The following is a 19,623-nucleotide window of genomic DNA, read 5'->3' as shown; positions in this document are numbered from 1 at the left end:
CTTGGCAACGCCAATGGGCTTATGCCAATACGTTGGGCGGCAGTGGTTTGCGTCCGCAACTCTGCGCGCTTGGGGAATTATCCCTCCTGTTGACGAGTATCAGAGCGCCTATGACCGACGTTGTTCAACTGGTTGGTTCTTCGACGAAAAATTTTATTCTCTGGATCGCTGCGTCCCTTGCAGGGGACGCCGTGCCAGGTTTCATTGCACTGGTCCTGCTGCTGCTGCTGCTCATATCGATTGGATGTGCGGTTGTTGTTTACCGCCGCAAGATCGGGGCGATCAGCGCATTACGGGGATTGGTTGAGCGGGCTGACAGCCCATCATTTGCGGAGGCAAGAGAAGCGATCGACGACTGGGCTGAAGCTCCCCGCAAGGCGGGCAAGGCGAAGACCGTTGCCGACGCATGGAAGGAGTTTTCCGAAACCCTGGTCCTGGATGAGATCAGCAAGCCGCCCACGCTCAGGAATTCAGTGCGGCCGACAGTGTTTTTCAATATCGAGGATCTCCATTTTGGCGGTGGTTTCTTTCGGATTGTGCCCGGCCTGTTTGTCTCGGCCGGCCTGGCGCTCACCTTCCTCGGCCTGATCGCCGCACTCAACAGCATGGGGTCTGGCGGGGCCATCAACGACGCCACAATGTCGCACTTGCTGAAAATCGCCTCGGCCAAGTTCATCATGTCGCTGACAGGTCTCGCCTGCTCGATCATTTTCACCATCGTTTTGCGTGGATGGACCGGACGGCTTGAGAAGGAGCTGCACAGGCTGTGCTTTGCGCTTGAGAAGAAACTCAGTTTCGTCAGTTTGGAGTTCATCGGCTACGAGCAGCTCCGCGCCTTCCAGGAAGCCCGGGAGCACAATCGGCAACTCACCACCGAGGTGATCGCCGAACTGGGGCGTCCGCTCCGTGAGGATCTTCCTGCCGCCATCTCGTCATCCATCGGCGCGGCCATGGAACCATTGCTTGAGCGTATCGGACAGCAGGGCTCAGACAGCATGTCCACGCTGGCCAGCGACCTCTCATCGCAACTGACCAGCAGCATCGGCGCTGCCTTGACTGCCGCCAGCGACAAGCTCGCTCAGGCAGGCGACCGCATAGGTGCGCTGTCTGACAGGATGGACCAATCTTCCGGGCGCATAGGCACTGAGATGGAGCAGGCGGTAGCCCGCGTCGCCGCGGCGGTTGAGGACTTACGCGCCGGTATGGCCGCCAGCGCCTCAGAAACATCGGGCGTGTTTAGTCAGGGTGCCGAGCAGATGATGGCTGCCATGACGAAAACGCTGGAAGCCATCAGGGAGAACACCGCAGACGGCGCGAAGGCAATGTCCTCCGCCGCTGAAGCCATGCGCAGCGCTGCTACGGAAATGCGCGCTGAAATGGAGAATGCGGCGAAATCTGGCGCTGAGGCTGCGAAGGAGCGCATGCTGGCCACGAGCGCCCAGGCGAGCGCTGCAATCGACAGCGCTGGCCGCTCTGTGCTCGATTCCTTCGGTAAGGCTGGCGTGGAAATCGCGCAGCTCACGGGCCAGTTTTCGGGCAAATTCGGGCAGGAACTGCTTGAGCCCATCGGTAAGATATCGAGCCGGCTGGATGAGATGGTCGGCGCCATCGAGGAGGGGGCTACGGAGGTGCGGCGTGCATCCGATGCTGTTCGCGAAGGAGCGAAGGCTGGCGCGGAGGCTGCGGGCAACTTCCGGGCTGCGGCTCAGGAGCTTACGGGCGCGGCGCTGCCCATTCGCGCCACATCTGAGCGTATTGAGGGATCTGTTCGCCTGCTCTCTGACGGAATGCGTGACGGCCTTGCAACTATCTCGCGGTCCGCAGAGGCGACGGTGCAGAACGCTGCGCAGATACTTGATGGCGCCCGCATTGCAGTCTCTGCAGAACGCGAGGGTATGGAAAGGTCGCTGGCCGCCTTCAGCGATGTGCTGAGCCGAATGAGGGGACAGGGCGATCGCCTCGACGACATGGATCAGAAGCTCGGCAGGGCCTTTGATCTTTATACTGCGACGGTTGAGGCAGCCATACAGGCCTTGCACACGCATGTCCGCGACATGTCCGTGGGGCTTGGAGACGCCGTGTCGAAGATCGACAATGCGATCCAGCAGTTGCAGGACTTCACGCCTGAACAGGGTCGTCGCTGATGCGTGGGGGTCACGTACGCAGAAGCCAGCACGAGGAGGAGGAATCCGTTTTCGTGTCCATGACGGACATGATGATTGGGTTCCTGTTCATCGTCATCTTGCTTCTCGCTTATTTCTCCAGCCAGTACGATCCAGCCAAGAACGTGCCATTGCCGGTGCATGAGCGAGTCGTGTCAGAGCGGGATGCATCCCGCACCAGGGTTGTTGAACTCTCTGATATTGTCCGAATGCTGGAGGCACGGGTTGAGCGGTTGAAAGAGCGCATCAATGAGCTGGAGGCAGAGATAGCGGCTCTCAAGGTACCTAACCCGGTCGAGGTCTATATCAATAACAGCCTTGCCGAGCGGAAGCGTATCCTGGAGACGTTGCGTGACCAGTTGCTGATTGAATTTCCAGATCTCTCGGTCGTCTTGACAGAGGAATCTGACGCACTGCGCTTCCAGGGGGATGGTCTGTTCAGGTCAGGCTCATTCACCTTGCGGCCTGACAGACTTGAATTTGTGCAGGCTATAGCGAGGCGGCTGCAAGCATTGCTCCCATGTTATACGCTGGGATCCCAAAAGGCCTGGAACACTGGCTGCAATAGTGGCTTTGCGCTTATCGAGGCCGTTCAAATCGAGGGGCACACCGATTCAGATGGGCCTGATTTGGCGAATTTGACGCTTTCTACCAGTCGCGCCAACGAGACTTTCCGGATCATGACCGAGGCGCAGCCGGGCCTCATCACCCACCTCAACTTCAGGCAGCAACCTGTCATGTCGGTGGCCGGTTATGGAGAAATGCGCCCGATCGTCCGGAATGAGAGCCTGGAGAGCAAGGCGTCCAACCGGCGCATTGACCTCCGCATCATCATGTATGTGCCCGCACGGTCTGAGGAGATCTCCGTCGTGCGCGAGGCCCTGACGGCGAGGCGATGATGTCGGGAAACGGTTCGGACGGAGCAAGTGTTGCAGCCGGCATGTCTCTGTCGCAGCGGCTGGCGCAGCCTTACCAGTTCGTCGCTCCGGCGTTGCCGAACTTCAAGGAATTGAACAAGACGTTGCAGCGCGTGTCGGAACGGTATGACCAGCCACGCAAAAAGCCGCTGCAGCATGCGAGGCAATATCTCGATGAGTTTGCGCAAAAGCTGGACACCGCAGACTGGCGTGCTACGCCGCTGAGTTTTGTGACCCAGGTCGCATCGTTTGCGTTCGACAGGACTTTTCGCGGCGTCGAGCAATATGAGAATATTCGGCGTTTCATGATCCGTGAGGCTGAGGTTTCGACGCGTTCGTCATTCCTGAGCGCTCTCGTCGATGTCTACATAGAGAGTTTCGAACCCGGCGCCAAGCATACCAGTTTGCTCTCGCGTGCGCTGTACGACGCGCGTGACCGCAATGCTCCAAGGTGGCGAAAGCTGTTTGACGCCGTGCCTGATTTCCTGTTGCACGATAAAGCCGTTAACCAGTTGGCGGCGCTCATGCAGCAAATGGACGACCCCTGGCATGGGTTGCGGGCGTTGGGGCTGAGACAGCCGCATGCGCCCGGCCTGATGGACCACGTGCATGCCGCCTTCGTCCGTGGCGCAAGGAAGACGTGCGAGGGGCCGGAGGGGGTTAAGCGGATGCTGGGCTGGCTGAAGCCTCCTGGTCATGCCGTGCGACGCGTCGGGGCTGGCGATGCGATTAACGTTATGTTGTCGCCGTGGACCGGGCCAGATTGTCCCAGCGAGATCTCCACGTTGCTGATTGACAACCTGACCGCGTATTACGGCCATCCGCGCGTGGGACGTGATGCTGTTTGGAACGAGGTCGATCCAGAGCTTGAGCGCATGTTTATGCGCTGGCTGGTCCACGCCGATTTCCGGTTCCTTTTCCGAATTCTTCGTGAGGTTGAACCGAGCCATATGTTTCCAGATCGAGAAGCATTCTGGCTTACTGAACTGGAGGCCGGTCGCGTCCAGGAGCTATGGGTCGCTTTCAGGCCTGAAGGCTACAGACTAGCGCAGCAGAGGCTTCCCGACGGAGGCCGTGAGGCCGGCAGATTTGCCTTGCTAAAGGGTGGCGGTCCGCGCTCGCTTCTGTTCATGAGGGTGGGAGAGGACATTGTCGTGGAAGGCACCCACAGCTTCCCAATCTGCTTCTTCAATGCAACCAGTCGGCGCGCCCCACGTTTGTACCAACCCCAATATCACCTTGACCTGCTGCAGCGGCCAGAGGATTCCACGCGGGATTCCATCGCTCACCAAGGCGGGTGGGAGCGCAAGGCAAGGATGAGGTTAGGTCGATGAGCTTCAAGACTCATATCTTCGCTGATGCAGTCGAATGCAGGGTAAAAGTAGAGCGTGTGGGTTGGCTCAAAAGACTCACATCCAGGCAGAAAGCTGTCCAGCAAGAATTGGGTCAGGCTGATCGCAGCGTTGCAATTGCTATTGCTGATCTGCGTGCTCTGGCGGATCAACTTGGTGACGCGCTCGATATAGATGATGCGCGAATCCGTATGAGTCATCGGTTGGCGGCGGCCGCTGATGCCGAAACGGCGCAGAGGCTCGGCCTTCCTGGCTTGACCGATTACGTCCTTGAGACCGATGTGCAGGGCGTACTTGGGCGCGGCAATTTTCGCCTCATGACGCGTTGGCTTAAGAACGGGCAGCCTAGGGCCGTACGGCGCGTGGGCGCGTTCCTTGGGCCTGAAGGTCATGAAAGGCGCATTCCACTCTGGATGCTTGATGCGCTTGCAGTGAGTGAAGCGCAGGAGCCCTCGGCAGATGACGCGCGGCACTGGGATGCTTTGGCCCGTTTCAGGAAGGCGCTGGAACCGGGAGTGGAAATGCGCGGCAGCGATGACATGGCGCGCATTTCGATGTCCGACTTCCTGCAGAAGCTCCAGGTCAGCCTCACCGATCAGTTCTCTATCTCTCCTGACGCAAATGGCGATGATTTCGAGGTGGTGCCGTTCTACTCCGCGCGCGACGCCGGGGGGGGGAGAAACTTCCGAGGGCGACGCGGAGGTCAGCGGCAGCGCATTGGTCGAGTTTCAACGCAAGTTGCGGAGCCGCGGGGCGCTAAACTCGTTCAAACTTGGGGAGAACCGTTACCTTGTGATCGATCCCGCAGCGGCCCCCGCGCTTCGGGTGATGGCGGACATGCAAAGGGCTCCCGTGAGCGAACGCCGGGAGTTCATCCGCAATCCGAGACAAAGGATCGCCGCAGCAATTGAGAAGGAGCTTTCGTCGAAAGCAGAGTTCCAATCGTTGGACCCCGCTTCGAAAGAGGAGATGCTGGAATCTCTGGCGACGCCCCTTTTTGTTGAGACAGAAGAATATGCCGCCTTCTCTGATCGCGTGACTGGCGTTGAAGTATACAAGGGCAACCCACTTGCGGACATTATTCCAAGTGGCCTCGTATGGTACACAGAAACGTTCCCCGAAGGACTGAAAGCTGCCATCGCGGAGATGAATGTTGAAGCTCTCTCTCAGTTGGAGAACTCCGTTCAGCAAGCAATGGCACAGGGCAAAGAGGACGTTGATGTTGGCGCGTTCCAGTTGCCAGCAACAGAGAGCACACTTGAGCTATTGAAATATGCTCAGGATCAAAAGACCTCCGCCGATGCGCCTGACGAACGCGCCGAGGACGACACTACGCGCCGTGGTCCTGTAGTCCTGCAAACAAAGGAAAATTTCGAGGAGCTGGAATGGCACGCGAAGCTGACGCCACGCGTGTCCCGGCTGGCTACTACAGTGCCTTCTCAACTGCGAACGGCGTTAAAGGATCACCAGGTCAAGAGCTTGGAGTGGCAGATCGCGGCATGGCGTGCTGGCCTCCCTGGTGTACTGAATGCTGACGAGCAAGGCCTTGGAAAAACGTTACAGACGATCAGTTTCCTCGTGTGGTTAAACGAGGGGATGAAGGAAGAGGGGCCGAAGCTACCCATCCTGGTTGTGGCGCCCACGTCACTGCTTCGAAATTGGGAGGAGGAGGTGGAGCGCCATGTCGCTAAGCCGGGGCTCGGTTACCTCGTGCGACTCTATGGCGGCGCCACTTCAGCCCGTAAACTGAGAGGGCGCGGCAGCCGAGATACGGAGCGGGGCGAGTGCACAATCGACCTGAGCGACATTACGCGTTCAGTACAGCAGGGTAACGGGCACCTTACTTGGGTCCTCACAACCTATACAACGCTGACGAATTACCAGCTTTCACTGGCGCGCATACCGTTTGCGGCGCTGGTTTTTGATGAGATCCAGAACATTAAGAACCCGGGCACCCTTGCAGCAAAGGCTGGCAAGGCAATGAAGGCAGATTTTCGGATTGGTCTAACGGGAACCCCAATTGAGAACTCTACAGCAGAGCTGTGGGCAGTCATGGACCAGTTGGCGCCGGGAGCGCTCGGAACATTGAAGGAGTTCCGATCAGCCTACAAGGAGCCCCAAGAAGGCAATATGGCGGAGCTATATGCCAGGGTCTTCACCAGTCAGAATGGCTTGCCGCCCCTCGCAATCCGGCGGCTCAAATCGGAGGTGGCAAGGGATCTCCCCGAGAAGGCGCGCCTCTTGCACCCGCGGCTCATGCCGCCTGTGCAGGCCAAACGTTACGACGAGGCGCGCATCAAGCTGGCCCAGGGCGGTATGGGCGCCGCGCTCAAGATGCTACATCACATTCGTGGAGTATCGGTGCACCCCGCCGTCGACGATCCCGCAGGCGACCACGAATACATTTCAGCGTCGGCGAGGCTCTCGGCAGTGTTTGACATCCTGCGACGCGTGAAGCGTCAAGGCGAACGTGCGCTGGTATTCATCGAGCACCGAAAGATGCAATACCGTTTCATCGAGCTTGCCAAGGCTGAGCTGGACTTGCAAGCCATTGATCTGATCAACGGCGAGACGCTCATTCCAAAGCGGCAACAGATCATCAATCGCTTTCAGTCAGCGCAGCACGGCGATGAGTGCTTTGATATCCTCGTGCTTGGTCCCAAGGCGGCTGGAACGGGGCTGACGCTTACTGCGGCGACACATGTCATTCATTTGTCCAGATGGTGGAATCCCGCCGTAGAGGAGCAGTGCAATGACCGCGTCCATCGCATCGGTCAGACGAGGCCTGTGACCGTACATATTCCTCTGGCGGTCCATCCTGAGCTCCGCGAGATGAGCTTCGATCTCTTGCTCCAGACGCTCATGCAGCGAAAGCGGCGACTTGCGAGCGCCGCGCTTTGGCCCATGGGTGAGGCGGGTGACGAAGCCGACTACTTGCAGGAACAGTTGCAGCAGGGGTCGCGCGTCAGCGGGGGGGACGCGATCCAGTCTGCGATGATGGCGCTCTTCGAACGAGACAAGAGCGCGCCTCTGGCGCGACATCCCGATGGATCCTGGCTCATCAACTAGCGCTCGTTGACAAAGGGTAGCCGTAACGAACCTAGGACGGATCGACATTCAGGATTCCCCTGGCGTTCTCAGTCTGATTTATAGAGCTCCACGTTATTCCCGTGGGGCGGACGATGAGCATCAGGCGTTATGAGCTGGACGACGCACAGTGGGCGAGGATCGCGCCTTTGCTTCCCGGGAAGGCGAGCGACCCCGGCCGCACAGGCTCCGATAACAGGCTGTTTGTGAACGGCTGCCTGTGGGGCCTGAGGTCCGGAGCGCACTGGTGTGATCTGCCTGAGCGTTACGGGCGCTGGAAGACCGTCCATCGCCGGTTCAGCCGATGGTGTCACAAGGGCGTCTGGGAGCGCGTGTTCGAGGTCCTGACGGCGGACCACGACAACCGCTATCTCATGATCGACAGCACGATTGTCCGGGCGCACCAGCAGGCTGCGACCGGAAAAGGGGGGGGCAAAGATCAGGCGCTGGGGCGTTCCCGAGGTGGACTGACTACCAAAATTCACATGCTCGCAGATGCCCTTGGGCGACCGGTCCGGTTCGTTATCACGGCGGGCCAGGTTGGGGACGTCACCACTGCGCCCGCATTGCTCGAAGGCCGGACGGGCACTGCGGTGCTGGCCGACAAGGCCTACGACAGCAATGCCTTGCGCGCGCGGATCCGGTTGTAGAAGACCTCGATGTAATCGAAGATGTCGGCTCGAGCGAGGTCTCTGGTTTTGTTGATGTGTTTTCGGATGCGCCCTTTCTTCAGACTTGAGAAGAACGACTCTGGACTTGTAACGGTTTTGCGCCGGTCACCTGAGAGCATATTGCTCATTCTAGAGACCGAAGAGATGATCAAGCACGGAGAAGAGTTTCAGCGTGAAGCGGTGCGGATTGCACTGACCAGTGGACTACCTCGCAAGCGCGTGGCGGCCGATCTTGGCATTGGGCTGTCAACGCTGACCCGCTGGGTGAGTTTACATCGCGGGGAGGATTTCCCCACCAGCCCCGATGCCGATCTGGCACGCGAGAACGAGCAGCTTCGCCGGGAGAACCATATCCTCAAGGAGGAGAGGGACATTCTAAAAAAGGCTACGCAGTTCTTCGCGAGCCAAAACCGTGAGGTTCGCGTTCGTGGAGAGTTGGCGCCATATATGGCCGGTGGCGGCGATCTGCCGGGTTCTGCGCGTCAGCACCCGTGGTTACCGATGCTGGCGGTCACGCCCGATCAGCCGGCGAGCGCGCATGGACATGAAAGTGCTGGCGCATATCCGGGAACAGTACAGCTTGAGCCTTGGCAGCTATGGTCGTCCTCGTATGACGATGGAGTTGAAGGAGGCCGGCCTCGATGTCGGTGAGCGTCGGGTTGGTCGGCTGATGCGGATCAACTCGATCAAGCCGGTTCGCACCCGCAAGCACAAGGTCACGACCGACAGCCACCACCGCCTGGGTGTCGCGGCCAACTGGCTTGATGGCGATTTCGCGGCCGATGCACCCAACCGCAAATGGGCTGGAGACATCACCTATATCTGGACGTCAGAGGGCTGGCTCTATCTTGCCGTTATCCTCGATCTGCATAGTCGCCGCGTCGTGGGCTTCTTGGCCAGCTCAGCCGTTGTCAGCTCCTCGCGAATGGCTTCCAAGGCGATCTTCGCCTTGAACTCAGCCGAATAGCGTTTGCGTGTCGACATACCGCTCGTCCTTCCTCAGGTGTTCGAGCTTAACGACTGGTCCAAAATTCCGGGACCACCTCTCTGCGAAGAGGATGTCCTCCTTGGTCCGGTCAGCTGTATGGGGCTCTCCGTTCAACGCGTAATCCCGAACCGGCAAATATAGATTGATTCTCGAAGAGGGCGATATCGCGACGCGGTGATGCTCTGCGGGCTCCCGTCCTCCGGAGTGCGCGGGCCGATAGGGGGCATCTGGAGGGTCAGTTGGAGGCGTTCAGGCAACTGCCCAGTTTTCTAGAAGCTGGCAGCCATTTTGCTGTTCGGACAGCTCAGCGTTCAGCGCCGCACGTATGTTTCCAAAAATGCCGCAAACGGCCCATCAAAAATAAAGATGGGGTGGAGATTGGCGGATGCGGATGCGCGAGACAATGCAGGGTCTGCGTCGAGCGGATAATTCGCAACACCCGCTCTAACCGAATTTGGCTTGTGGAGATCTCTACAAAGCTGGCTGCTTCCCATGTGCTTCCCAGTTCTATTTTCTGGGAAGCATGATCCATCAAAAAGCTAGCTAACTTATTGAGATAATTGGCGCGCCCGAAAGGATTCGAACCTCTGACCCCCAGATTCGTAGTCTGGTGCTCTATCCAGCTGAGCTACGGGCGCCAACGCTGCGGCGGCTTCGTGTGAAGCGCTTGCGTCTGATGGCGCTGATGTAGCCTGACATTTTCGGCTTGGCAAGCGCCCGCGTCCAGAAACCTGATTTTGCCGCCGCGGACGGTGGGTAACTCGGTCGCGACGAGCGGCGGACCGGGCGCCGTAAGGCGCGCGCCAGGCAAATATCCGCCGCCAGAATTTTGATAAATCGCCATAATTCCAGAAATCAGCTTGTGCGCTCCGGCCTGTGGATGAAATGGGCGCCCCAAGGGGCACCCCAAGGGGCAGGATGAGGCGCGGCGCGGTTAGCGCCGGCGGCAGGCCCGTTCGCGCCGTGTCGCGGCTCGGGTGTTGGCCATGATGAGCGATGCCCGGGGTTCGGACCGGGCGCCAGGCGATGACGCTCGCCTTCGCGCCGCCGCCAGCCCTGTCGCCGACGTGACGGCGCCTGCCTCACGGGCTCATCTGCGAAAATGGTGACTTTCCGCCGATCCGTGGCGGGCTGCGCAACTCCCGCGCAAATTTCCGCCAGCCTGCATGGCGAAAACATGGAAATAATGACTCTGGAACGCTTTTAATCCGGCAATGTCATACCCACATGGCAGCTATGCATTTTGTTTCAGGGGGTATTTTCGGATGAATCAGGCGTTGCGCCGCTCGGGCCTTGCAGTTCTGGCGCTGGTTGTTGCTCTTGGCATGACGATCGGCGCCGCCGATGCGCGCAAGGGCGGCGGCGGTGGCTTCGGCAGCCGGGGCTCCAAGACATGGTCGGCGCCGCCGTCGACGCAGACCGCGCCGTCCACCGCCGCGCCCATGCAGCGCACCCAGACGCAGCCGGGCATGCAGTCCGGCGCCGCCGGCATGGCCTCACAGGCGGCCCAGCCGCGTCGCTTCGGCGGTTTCGGCGCCGGTTTGATGGGCGGCCTGCTCGGCGCGGGCCTGATCGGCATGCTGATGGGCGGCGGCTTCTTCAGCGGCATGGCCGGTCTTGCCGGCTTCATGGGCCTGCTGTTGCAGGTAGCGCTGATCGGCGGACTTGTGTGGCTGGCCATGCGCTATTTCCGCAGCCGCCAGACGGCGACCGCCGGCGGAGCCCGGCCGGGCGCCAGCAATTATACGGCCGCTCCGTCCAGGTCAGGTCCGCGTCCGGGCATGGGCGCGTCCGGTATCGGCGGCGCTGGGGGAGCCATGGGCGCCACCGGGGCCATGGGCGGCGGCTCAGCAGCCCCGCGTCAGCCGCAGTATGCCTCGGCGACAGCCGCCGCTGGCAGCGACGGCGTCGGTCTCGGTCAGCAGGATTATGAAAACTTCGAGCGCCTGCTCGCCGAGATGCAGACCGCCTACGGGCGTGGCGATGTCGGAACCCTGCGCCGGATTTGCACGCCGGAAGCGGCTGCCTATCTGGAAGAGGAACTGGCCGGGAACGAGCGTCGTGGCGTTGTCAACACGGCCAGCGACGTGAAGCTGCTGCAGGGCGATCTGGCCGAAGCCTGGCGCGAAGGCGCGACGGACTACGCCACCGTGGCGATGCGTTACGCCATGATCGACGTGACGCGCGAGCGCGCCAGCGGCCGCGTGGTCGACGGCGATCCATCGCGCCCGACCGAGGTCACCGAAGTGTGGACCTTCCGCCGCGACAATCGCGGCCCGTGGCTGCTGTCGGCCATCCAGGACGTCAACTGACCCGCGCGGGGACAAGTGCGCGTGGGAATGGCTGGAGCCAATGAAAAAGCCGGGGTTGGAGCCCCGGCTTTTTTCACATCCGGCCGCGCCGGGCGTGGCCCCGGGCGTCGGTCAACCCTGCTGGAGTTTCGCCAGTTCGCCGTGGGTTGCGCCCCGTTTGAATGTGCCGCTGGCCCGCACCGCCGGTTCGCCGTCCGCCGTGATCATCGCCTGGGTGAACACCAGGTTGCGCGTCACCTTGAGCACGTCCGTGCGCCCTTCAAGCCAGGCGCCGAGCTTCGCCGGTCCGACAAAGTCCGTGGTCATGGAGATGGTGGGCAGGAACTGGGCCAGCTTGTGGGCGTAATTGGCGGCCATGGGCATCACCATGTCGCAGAAGGTCATCAGCATGCCGCCATGGCAGATGCCCATGGGGTTGCAGTGGCGCTCCTCGATCCGGAGGCCAAGAATCAGGCCGCTGTCGGTTTTCCGGAAGTAAAGCGGACCGTTTACATTGATGAACTGGCCGCCCACGTCCCGCAGCAGTCGGAAGCCGTCTGGAATATTGTCGCTCATGCCCGCAGTCGTTCCCTTGCTCTGACGGCGTTGCCGTCCGGTTGTTCCCATGGTGAAGCCGTCTGTCGCGCCGTCCGCGCGGTGCGGGGACGGTCGCGCGGCGGCGCGTCTGCGGGGCAGGCTTTCAGCGCGCATGAAAACAGCCCCGGCTCAAACTGGCGGAGGCGGGCGTCGCGCGCCGGAGTGGCGGCGCCCGTCCCCGGGTTGGTTACGTCATCAATGATTGTGGCGCTCCGGGCAAGCGGCTTGTGCGCGTCGGGGCGCTGCGTGGGCCGTCGCGGCCGGCGTCAGGCTTGTTTTCCGGGGCTGTCTCGTTCATCCATGCGGCCGTCGCCCCATCACAAACCGGAAGCCCATGCAGTCATCGTCCGCCCGTCCTGATACGTCCGCATCCGTTCAGGGGCAGGGCTCGCATCTGGGGCACGACGCGCATCCGGGGCAGGCTGCGCGTGCGGAGAAGGACCCCCATGGCGCCCATGACGGGGGAGCGGCTGTTCCTGCGACCCACCCCAGGGCTGACGGTCGCACCCTGGCGCTGTTGCAGGCGCTGCGCGCCTTCGCCGCCATCGCCGTTATCATCTATCACTGCCACAGCGAGGCGCTGAACTGGTTGTATCCCGGCCAGCCGCGTCCCCCGGAAATCTTTCCGTGGATGGCGGGCGTCGACGTCTTCTTCGTCATCTCCGGCTTCATCATCGTCCTCAGCTCCCGCAAGCTGTTCGGCGCCCCTGGCGGTTTCCGCCTGTTCGTCATGCGCCGGCTTATTCGCGTGCTGCCGCTCTACTGGGCGATGACCTCGCTGTTCCTGCTGGTTGTCCTGCTGGCGCCGGGCGTGCTCAATAGCGGCGTCCCGGACTGGCGGCAGATCCTGGCGTCATACCTGTTTTTTCCGTGGCCCCGGGCTGATGGCCTCGCCCTGCCGGTGTATTCGCTGGGCTGGACGCTCAACTATGAAATGATGTTCTACACCCTGTGCGCCGGGGCCGTGTTGCTGCCGCGTCGCCTGGCGGTGATGGCCGTGGCGCTCGTGCTGGGGCTGGGCGTGCTGATCGGCGCTTTGGCGGGGCCGTTGCCGGAGCCGTTCCAGTTCTGGACGCGGCCGCTGGTGCTGGATTTCATTTTTGGCCTGTTCCTCGGGCTGCTGTACGGCCGCGGCGTCGCCATTTCCCCCCTGCTGGCGTGGCCTGGGGCGCTCGTCGCCGTGGCGTTGCTGGCGATGGATCTGCCCACCCGCCCGCCGTTGAGCGACTGGCCGACCCTGGGCCCCATCGCCGGATATGGTCTGCCGGCGACGCTGCTGGTGGCGATGGCGGCGTTTGGCGAAACCCAGAAACTCTCGGCCCGCGTCGTTGGCCGGATCGATTTTTTCCGCCGGCCCTTCGCCAGCGTGGTGCGGGTTTTCGCGGAGCTGGGCGATGCGTCCTACGCGCTCTACCTGCTGCACCCGTTCATCATCCGCGCCATGCGTCAGGTCTTCGTCATGTTGGGTTTCGGGACGTGGATGACCTCCACCCTGTTTGCCCTCGCGGGGGTGATCGCCTCGTCGATTGGCGGCTGGTTGCTATACCGCCTGGTTGAAGCGCCGGTGCTGCGCTGGTTGCGCCGGCGGGCCGGGGTCTGAACCGTCGCGGCGCTTTCAGGGCAGGGGGTCGAGCCGCCCGCCATCGGCGACCGGCGGCAGATTCTGGACCATCTCCCGCTGCCCATCCCGGAAACCCCGCGTTTCCGCCGTCAGGCGCGAGCGCACGCCGTCGGGCGTGACGCGGATCAGGTGATAACCAGCCAGGTGATTGTGCATGCCGGCCATGGCCGACGCCGATGGCGCGCCAAGGATGGGGACCGCGCCATCCGGCCCGGGGATCCGCGCCAGCGAAATGACATGATTGTGGCCGTGCAACACCAGCTCGGCGCCGACGCGGGCAATCATACGCGCGAAGGCTCCGGCGTCGGTAAGTCCCCGCCCGGGCCCCGCCCCCCCTACATGGGGCGGGTGGTGAATGAGCACCACCCGGCAGAGGCGCTCCGCCCGCAACTGCGCCAGCATGGCCTCCGCCGCCGCCAGTTGCCGCGCGCCCAGCCGCCCGCTGGCGAGAAAGGGCAGGGTCGGCACGCCGGAGCACAGACCAACAAACGCCACGCCCGCGCGCCGGCGCAGAAACGGGAAGCCATCGACCGGGCCTGGCGCCTCGCCGGCGTCGCTGCTCATCCAGGGGCCGAGGTACTGGCGCAGCGGCGCCAGCGCGCTGCGCACATAGGCGTCATGATTGCCCGGCGTGAAGCTGACCTGATCTGGCGGTCCGAGGGTTTCGACGAAGGCGCGCGCCGCGGGAAACTCCGCCGTCAGCCCGATATTGACCACGTCCCCGGTCAGGGCGATGTGATCCGGCGCATGGGCGTGGATGTCGGCGCGAATACGCGCCAGCGCCTCCATGTCATGGGTCTGCGCCCGGCCGCGCCGCCAGTTCATCCAGCCGGTGACCCGCTTGCCGGCAAGCTCGCGCAGGCGCGGCGCCGGCAGGGGGCCAATGTGCGCGTCGGACAGGTGGGCTATCAGCATGGAGACGGTCTGATCCTGGAAAAATGGCCTGAAGCCCTGGCGGAAGCGGCTTGCCGCGGCGTTGCGCCATCTGACCGGATCAGGCGCGCCCGATCAACAGTGTTCGGCCGCCGCCCCGGCGCGGTATGGGGATGACGCGGCAAGACGCCAGTCCGGGAAGACCGGCCGCGCAGGCGCCCGGGGAGGAACCGGCCGCCGGCCTGACGCCCCGCGCCCATCTGGCGTATGCTGCGCCCGCCCGCGTGCGTCATGCAAGATGGGCGGCGGCCTGTTTCATCGGCGCCATGGCGCAGGCGACGAAAAATGCGGTGACCAATGGATGCACGCCATGACCTTTGCCGCCAGGCTGACGCAGAAAGCCCTGCACCAGTATTTCCGTTTCGCGCGCGGCATGACCATGGGCGTTCGGGCGGCGGTTTTTGATGCGGAAGGCCGGGTTTTCCTGGTGCGTCACACCTATGTGCCGGGCTGGTATCTGCCCGGCGGCGGCGTCGAGGTTGGCGAGGACGCCGTGACCTCCCTGCGTCGCGAACTGGAGGAAGAGGGCAACATCGTGCTGGAGGAGCCGCCGCGCCTGCACGGCCTGTATTTCAACCGGCGCGCCTCGCGCCGTGACCACGTGGCGCTGTATGTGGCGCGCCGCCACCGGCAGACCGCGCCGCGCGCGCCGGATCGGGAGATCGCCGGAACCGGTTATTTCGCGCCCGACGCCTTGCCGGAGGACGCCACCGCCGCCACCAGGGCGCGTCTTGCCGAAATTTTGCACGGCGCCCCGGTTTTGCCCTTCTGGTAAGGGCGCAAGACGCGGCCTCGCCGCGTTTCTTTCATGGAACGGCGCGGCGGCGCCGCGTTTCCCTCAGGGTGGCCACGCGGTTTCGCCGCGCGCCTGTCATGGACGGCGGCGCGAGGCGGTGATAAGGCGCGGAGAGCGGGCGCCGGACGCGGCGCCTGTTTTTCCGGAGTCGCCCATGGCCGAGCTTGCACTGACAACGCGTCCCGAAAGCCCTGATGACGCCGTGCAGATCGAGCGCCTGCACGACCGCGCCTTTGGTCCGGGCCGCTACGCCCGCACCGCCTACCGGCTGCGCGAGGGGCGGCCGCACCGGCCGGATCTGTCCTTCACCACGCTGGTGGGCACGTTGCTGGTGGGCTCGGTGCGGTTGTCCGCCGTGCGCTCCGGCTCCATCAACGCGGTGATGCTGGGTCCGCTGGCCGTCGAGCCGGCGTTCGAGGGCCGGGGCATTGCCGGGGCGCTGATCCGCGAAGCCCTTGACGCCTGCCGCGCCGCGGGCGAGGAACTGGTGATGCTGGTGGGGGATCCGCCCTATTACAACCGGTTTGGTTTCCAGGTCGCGCCGCCGGGGTCGCTGGTGTTGCCGGGCCCCGTTGACCCGGCGCGCATCCTTTATGTCGAACTGGCCGCCGGCGCGTTTGAACGGGCGAAAGGCGCCGTGTCGCCCCTGTAGGGGGCCGTTCCGGCTCCCGCGGGCGGGATGGCGCCGATTGTGACATGACGCGCAGATGACGTATTTTGTCTTGACGTATTTTGTCTTGCGGCCATCGCGCCGCATGATGGCGGCGGGGCGATGACGCCGGACTGGAGGCGCCATTGGCTCAGTCTGCTTCCGGGCATGATCTGCTGTAGGCAACGGACGCTTTCAGCGGCGCGTGCTTCCACATCGCCAGGCGCCGGGCGACCACGCGCCGGCCAGAACAGGACAGCACAATGACAGGTGTTTCCCAAACGCGGGTTTTCCGGACTGCGGCGCTGATCGCCCTGGCGGCGGCGTCAACGCTCACCCTGGCGGCTTGCAACGGCAAGGTCCGGCCCACGGGCGTCCTGCCGCGGGAATACGTGCCGCCGCCGCCGTCCGAGCGCAACGCCGGCATTACGCCCAAGCAGGGCGAACTGACCGCGCCGCCGGTTCAGGAGCAGGCGCCGCCGTTGAAGCATGGCCTGTCTGTCCCGTCCCGCTGACCGGGCGGGCGCGCCGGGGTCGCGCCGGCGCCGGTTCTCGTGAGGAAGCGGCGGGCCTGGCCTCTGTCCCGGACTGTTGTTTCCGGCGGTCGGCGCGCTTGACAATCGTCGTTCGTCCGCTGTTAGGGTCTGCCGGATCACGGGCGCGGGGATTTATCCTGGCGCCCTGACAAAAGCGGGCCGGCAAGGCGATACGCCGCCGGCGACCCAGGGGGACATACGTCCATGAAGTTGAGCCTTGACGCCAACCTGAAAACGCTTGCGGACGTGCCGCGCGCGCACGCCGCCAGCAAGGGTGACCAGATCGCGACCTCGTTCGAGGGGCGCCTGACCACCCACGCGGAATTTAACCGGCACGCCAGCCAGATCGCCAACGCCCTGATCGCGGCGGGTCTGAAGCCGGGCGACCGCGTCGCCCATGTGGGCAAGAACACCGATTCCTATTTTGAGCTGATTTTCGGCTGCATGAAGGCTGGCGTCATCATCGTGCCGGTGGTCTGGCGCCTTGCTCCGCCGGAGGTGTCCTACATCGTGCAGGACTCCGGCGCGAAGCTGCTGTTCATTGGCCCCGAGTTCATCGACCTTGGCCGCCAGGTCGCCGCTGAATGCCCCGGCCTGCAGGGCGTCATCGCCATGGAAGGCGGCGCGCCGGAATGGCCGGATTTCGTGAAGTGGCGCGACGCCCAGCCGGATATCGATCCGCGCCTGGAATGCGGGTCCGACGAGCCCTTCCTCCAGCTCTATACCTCCGGCACCACCGGACGCCCGAAGGGCGCCATGCTGACCCACAACAATTTCCTCGCCATGCGCCGGCTTCAGGACGCGGCGGACGAGGACTGGCTGCACTGGTACGCGGATGATATCGGCCTCGTCGCCATGCCCAACGGCCACATTGGCGGCACCGGCTTCGGCATCTGGGTGATGTATTACGGCGTGAAGGCCATCATCACCCGCGAGTTCGATCCCATGCAGGTGCTCGACATGATCGAGCACGAGGGCGTCAACAAGTTCTTCATGGTGCCGGCGGCGTTGCAGTTCGTCGTGCGCCAGCCGCGCGCCCGCCAGATCGACTACTCCCGCTTGCGCTCCATCTCCTACGGCGCCAGCCCGATTCCGCACGCCCTGCTCGTTGAATGCATGGACGTCTTCAAATGCGGCTTCGTGCAGATGTACGGCCTCACCGAAACCACCGGCACGGTGGTGGCGCTGCCGCCGGAAGACCACGCCATGGAGGAGACGCCGCGCATGCGCTCCGCCGGCAGGGCCCTGCCGGGCGTCGAAATCGCCATCCTCGACGACAATGGCAAGCCGTTGCCGCCAGGTGAAATCGGCGAGATCGCCATCAGGTCGCCGTCCAACATGATCGGCTATTACAACCTGCCGGAGGCGACCGCCGCCGCCATGCCCGGCGACGGCTGGTTCAAGTCCGGCGACGCCGGTTATATGGACGAGGACGGCTATCTCTACGTCCACGACCGGATGAAGGACATGATCATCTCCGGCGGCGAGAACATCTACCCCGCCGAGGTCGAGAACGCCCTGTGCAGCCACCCGGCGGTGGCCGAGGCGGCGGTGATCGGCATTCCGTCGCAGAAGTGGGGCGAGGAGGTGAAGGCCATCGTCGCCCTGCGGCCGGACAAGGAGGTGACGGAGGAGGATCTGATCGGCTTCGTGCGCACCCGCATCGCCGCGTTCAAGGCGCCGAAGTCCGTCGATTTCATCGAGCTGCTGCCGCGCAACGCCTCGGGCAAGATCCTGCGCCGCACCCTGCGCGAGCCCTATTGGGCCGGCTATACCCGCCAGATCAACTGAGCCGCGGCGGAACAATGGTTATGCGACGGGCGGGTGGAAACATCGCCCGTTGTCGTTTGCGCGCGCCATCCGGGCTCGGGACCCATGGACGACAAAGCCTCCGGCGCGGCGCCGGAGGCTTTGTCGTCCATGGCGGTCGCGTCACACCGCGCCGGATCAGGAATCCGTGTACGACGGCTTGCGCTTCTCCAGGAACGCCGCGATGCCCTCCCGGAAATCGTTGGAGCGCGACGACAGGATCTGGTTGCGGTCTTCCATGGCGATGACCGCTTCCAGGCCGCCAGCGTCGATGGCGTGGTTCAGCGCTTCCTTGGTCAGGCGCAGGCCGAGCGGCGTGGCGTGCAGCAGATCGTCCACATAGCTCTGGCCGGCGGCCTGCAGACCGGCTTCCTCAACCACCTCCGCCACCAGGCCCAGTTGCAGCGCCTTCGGCGCGTCGATGAAGCGGCCGGTCAGCATGTACTGCGAGGCGATCGACGCATTGGTGAGGCGCGGCAGGAAATAGCTGACGCCGATGTCGCAGGCAGACAGGCCGATGCGGATGAAGGCGGCGTTCATCTTCAGGTTGGGCGTGGCGATGCGGATGTCGGACGCCAGCGCCAGGGCGAAGCCGCCGCCGGAAGCGGCGCCGTTGACCAGCGAAACAATCGGCTGCGGGCAGCGGCGCATGGCGACGACGATCTCGGCGATGCGGCGCTGGAAGCGCATCGACGACCAGGTGGTCGGCTGGTCGTTTTCGCCGCCGCGATCCTTCAGGTCGAGGCCGGCGCAGAAGCCGCGGCCGGCGCCGGTCAGCACCACCACACGCACGTCGTCACGCCAGTACAGATCGGTGAAGAAGTGGCGCAACTCTTCCACAAGCCGGCGGTTGAGCGCGTTCAGGCGGTCTGGCCGGTTCATGGTGACGCGAGCCACCGGGCCATCCTGTTCAACGAGAAGATGCTGGTATTCCATGGCGTTTTCCTTGAACCTTTCCGTGGCGATTTTTTTGGGGGGCGATGCGCGCGCCGCCGCTGGTTCCCCGCTGTGCGGGCTTGAGTCAGGCGGCGCCCGCTTCTATTTTGTTGACCAAACGATCGTTAGGTGCTGCAACAGCATCATGCAAGCCGTCATGATCAAAATCCGCCGGGCGCCGCCAAACGCCGCCAGGTGGGGTCTGGTCAGGCCCCGATAATGCGGCGGCGTCCCTGGAGTGTTCCCATGCGCATGGAGACGGCTCCGGGGAATGTCCC

14 protein-coding genes, 1 tRNA gene and 3 pseudogenes are annotated in these 19,623 nt (G+C 63.3%); 13 read left to right on the top strand and 5 right to left on the bottom strand.

The genetic code is table 11. The features are described 5' to 3' along the window. Window positions 1-110 precede the first annotated feature (110 nt). From EV666_RS09165 to EV666_RS09145, 6 genes and pseudogenes are all read left to right on the top strand, one after another. Window positions 111-2,144 (top strand): hypothetical protein, encoded by a 2,034-nt coding sequence (locus EV666_RS09165; RefSeq protein ID WP_132006410.1) that lies wholly within the window; start codon window positions 111-113, stop codon window positions 2,142-2,144. A gap of 59 nt (window positions 2,145-2,203) precedes the next feature. Next, complete coding sequence (locus EV666_RS09160; RefSeq protein WP_207906378.1) at window positions 2,204-3,061, top strand: OmpA family protein; 858 nt, start codon at window positions 2,204-2,206, stop codon at window positions 3,059-3,061. Window positions 3,062-3,102: 41 nt separating this feature from the next. After that, a complete protein-coding gene (locus EV666_RS09155; protein WP_165909949.1) occupies window positions 3,103-4,413 on the top strand; it encodes an EH signature domain-containing protein in 1,311 nt (436 codons plus the stop codon). Next, the gene (locus EV666_RS18435) at window positions 4,410-5,342 is read left to right on the top strand and encodes a hypothetical protein (protein ID WP_207906377.1); all 933 of its coding nucleotides are present in this window, start codon (window positions 4,410-4,412) and stop codon (window positions 5,340-5,342) included. The genes EV666_RS09155 and EV666_RS18435 overlap by 4 nt, the downstream gene beginning before the upstream one ends. Continuing rightward, window positions 5,224-7,500 (top strand): SNF2-related protein, encoded by a 2,277-nt coding sequence (locus EV666_RS09150; RefSeq protein ID WP_207906376.1) that lies wholly within the window; start codon window positions 5,224-5,226, stop codon window positions 7,498-7,500. Before EV666_RS18435 ends, EV666_RS09150 begins: the two co-directional genes overlap by 119 nt. 119 nt (window positions 7,501-7,619) lie before the next feature. After that, a pseudogene (locus tag EV666_RS09145) lies at window positions 7,620-8,141 on the top strand (IS5 family transposase); the annotation flags it as partial. On the opposite strand, the pseudogene EV666_RS09140 reads toward EV666_RS09145, so the two are convergent. After that, window positions 8,129-8,269, bottom strand: a pseudogene (locus EV666_RS09140) (IS3 family transposase); the annotation flags it as partial. The pseudogenes EV666_RS09145 and EV666_RS09140 sit on opposite strands and share 13 nt — an antisense overlap. Window positions 8,270-8,333: 64 nt before the next feature. Here EV666_RS09140 and EV666_RS09135 point away from each other — a divergent pair. Continuing rightward, window positions 8,334-9,093 (top strand): annotated as a pseudogene (locus tag EV666_RS09135) (IS3 family transposase); the annotation flags it as partial. A 645-nt stretch (window positions 9,094-9,738) separates the two neighbouring features. Here the strand turns inward: EV666_RS09135 and EV666_RS09125 are convergent. Next, window positions 9,739-9,815 (bottom strand) — tRNA-Arg (locus EV666_RS09125). 627 nt (window positions 9,816-10,442) lie between these two features. Between EV666_RS09125 and EV666_RS09120 the strand changes: the two genes are divergently transcribed. Beyond that, window positions 10,443-11,489 carry a Tim44 domain-containing protein gene (locus tag EV666_RS09120; RefSeq protein ID WP_132006394.1) on the top strand — a complete coding sequence of 349 codons (1,047 nt, stop codon included), beginning with the start codon at window positions 10,443-10,445 and terminating at the stop codon, window positions 11,487-11,489. Between the two features lie 111 nt (window positions 11,490-11,600). Here EV666_RS09120 and EV666_RS09115 read toward each other — a convergent pair whose 3' ends face one another. Beyond that, entirely contained in the window at window positions 11,601-12,044 is a 444-nt protein-coding gene (locus EV666_RS09115; protein ID WP_165909946.1) for a PaaI family thioesterase, read from the bottom strand. 355 nt (window positions 12,045-12,399) lie between these two features. Between EV666_RS09115 and EV666_RS09110 the strand changes: the two genes are divergently transcribed. Next, complete coding sequence (locus EV666_RS09110) at window positions 12,400-13,665, top strand: acyltransferase family protein (RefSeq protein WP_132006388.1); 1,266 nt, start codon at window positions 12,400-12,402, stop codon at window positions 13,663-13,665. Window positions 13,666-13,680: 15 nt separating this feature from the next. Here the strand turns inward: EV666_RS09110 and EV666_RS09105 are convergent, their stop codons facing one another. Beyond that, a complete protein-coding gene (locus EV666_RS09105) occupies window positions 13,681-14,601 on the bottom strand; it encodes a metallophosphoesterase family protein (RefSeq protein ID WP_132006385.1) in 921 nt (306 codons plus the stop codon). Between the two features lie 328 nt (window positions 14,602-14,929). Between EV666_RS09105 and EV666_RS09100 the strand changes: the two genes are divergently transcribed. From EV666_RS09100 to EV666_RS09085, 4 genes are all read left to right on the top strand, one after another. Beyond that, window positions 14,930-15,394 carry an NUDIX domain-containing protein gene (locus tag EV666_RS09100; protein WP_245514317.1) on the top strand — a complete coding sequence of 155 codons (465 nt, stop codon included), beginning with the start codon at window positions 14,930-14,932 and terminating at the stop codon, window positions 15,392-15,394. A 175-nt stretch (window positions 15,395-15,569) separates the two neighbouring features. After that, window positions 15,570-16,067 (top strand): GNAT family N-acetyltransferase, encoded by a 498-nt coding sequence (locus EV666_RS09095; RefSeq protein WP_132006382.1) that lies wholly within the window; start codon window positions 15,570-15,572, stop codon window positions 16,065-16,067. A 260-nt stretch (window positions 16,068-16,327) separates the two neighbouring features. Further along, window positions 16,328-16,579 carry a hypothetical protein gene (locus tag EV666_RS09090; protein ID WP_132006379.1) on the top strand — a complete coding sequence of 84 codons (252 nt, stop codon included), beginning with the start codon at window positions 16,328-16,330 and terminating at the stop codon, window positions 16,577-16,579. Window positions 16,580-16,804: 225 nt separating this feature from the next. Then, the gene (locus EV666_RS09085) at window positions 16,805-18,391 is read left to right on the top strand and encodes a fatty acid--CoA ligase (protein WP_132006376.1); all 1,587 of its coding nucleotides are present in this window, start codon (window positions 16,805-16,807) and stop codon (window positions 18,389-18,391) included. A gap of 156 nt (window positions 18,392-18,547) precedes the next feature. Here the strand turns inward: EV666_RS09085 and EV666_RS09080 are convergent, their stop codons facing one another. After that, entirely contained in the window at window positions 18,548-19,345 is a 798-nt protein-coding gene (locus EV666_RS09080) for an enoyl-CoA hydratase/isomerase family protein (RefSeq protein WP_132006373.1), read from the bottom strand. Between the last annotated feature and the right edge of the window lie 278 nt (window positions 19,346-19,623).

Origin of the sequence: Camelimonas lactis, assembly GCF_004342915.1 — a bacterium.
Classification (GTDB): Bacteria; Pseudomonadota; Alphaproteobacteria; order Rhizobiales; family Beijerinckiaceae; genus Camelimonas; species Camelimonas lactis.
Note: the sequence above shows the minus strand (reverse complement) of the source record. Positions and strands in the feature narration are given on the sequence as shown.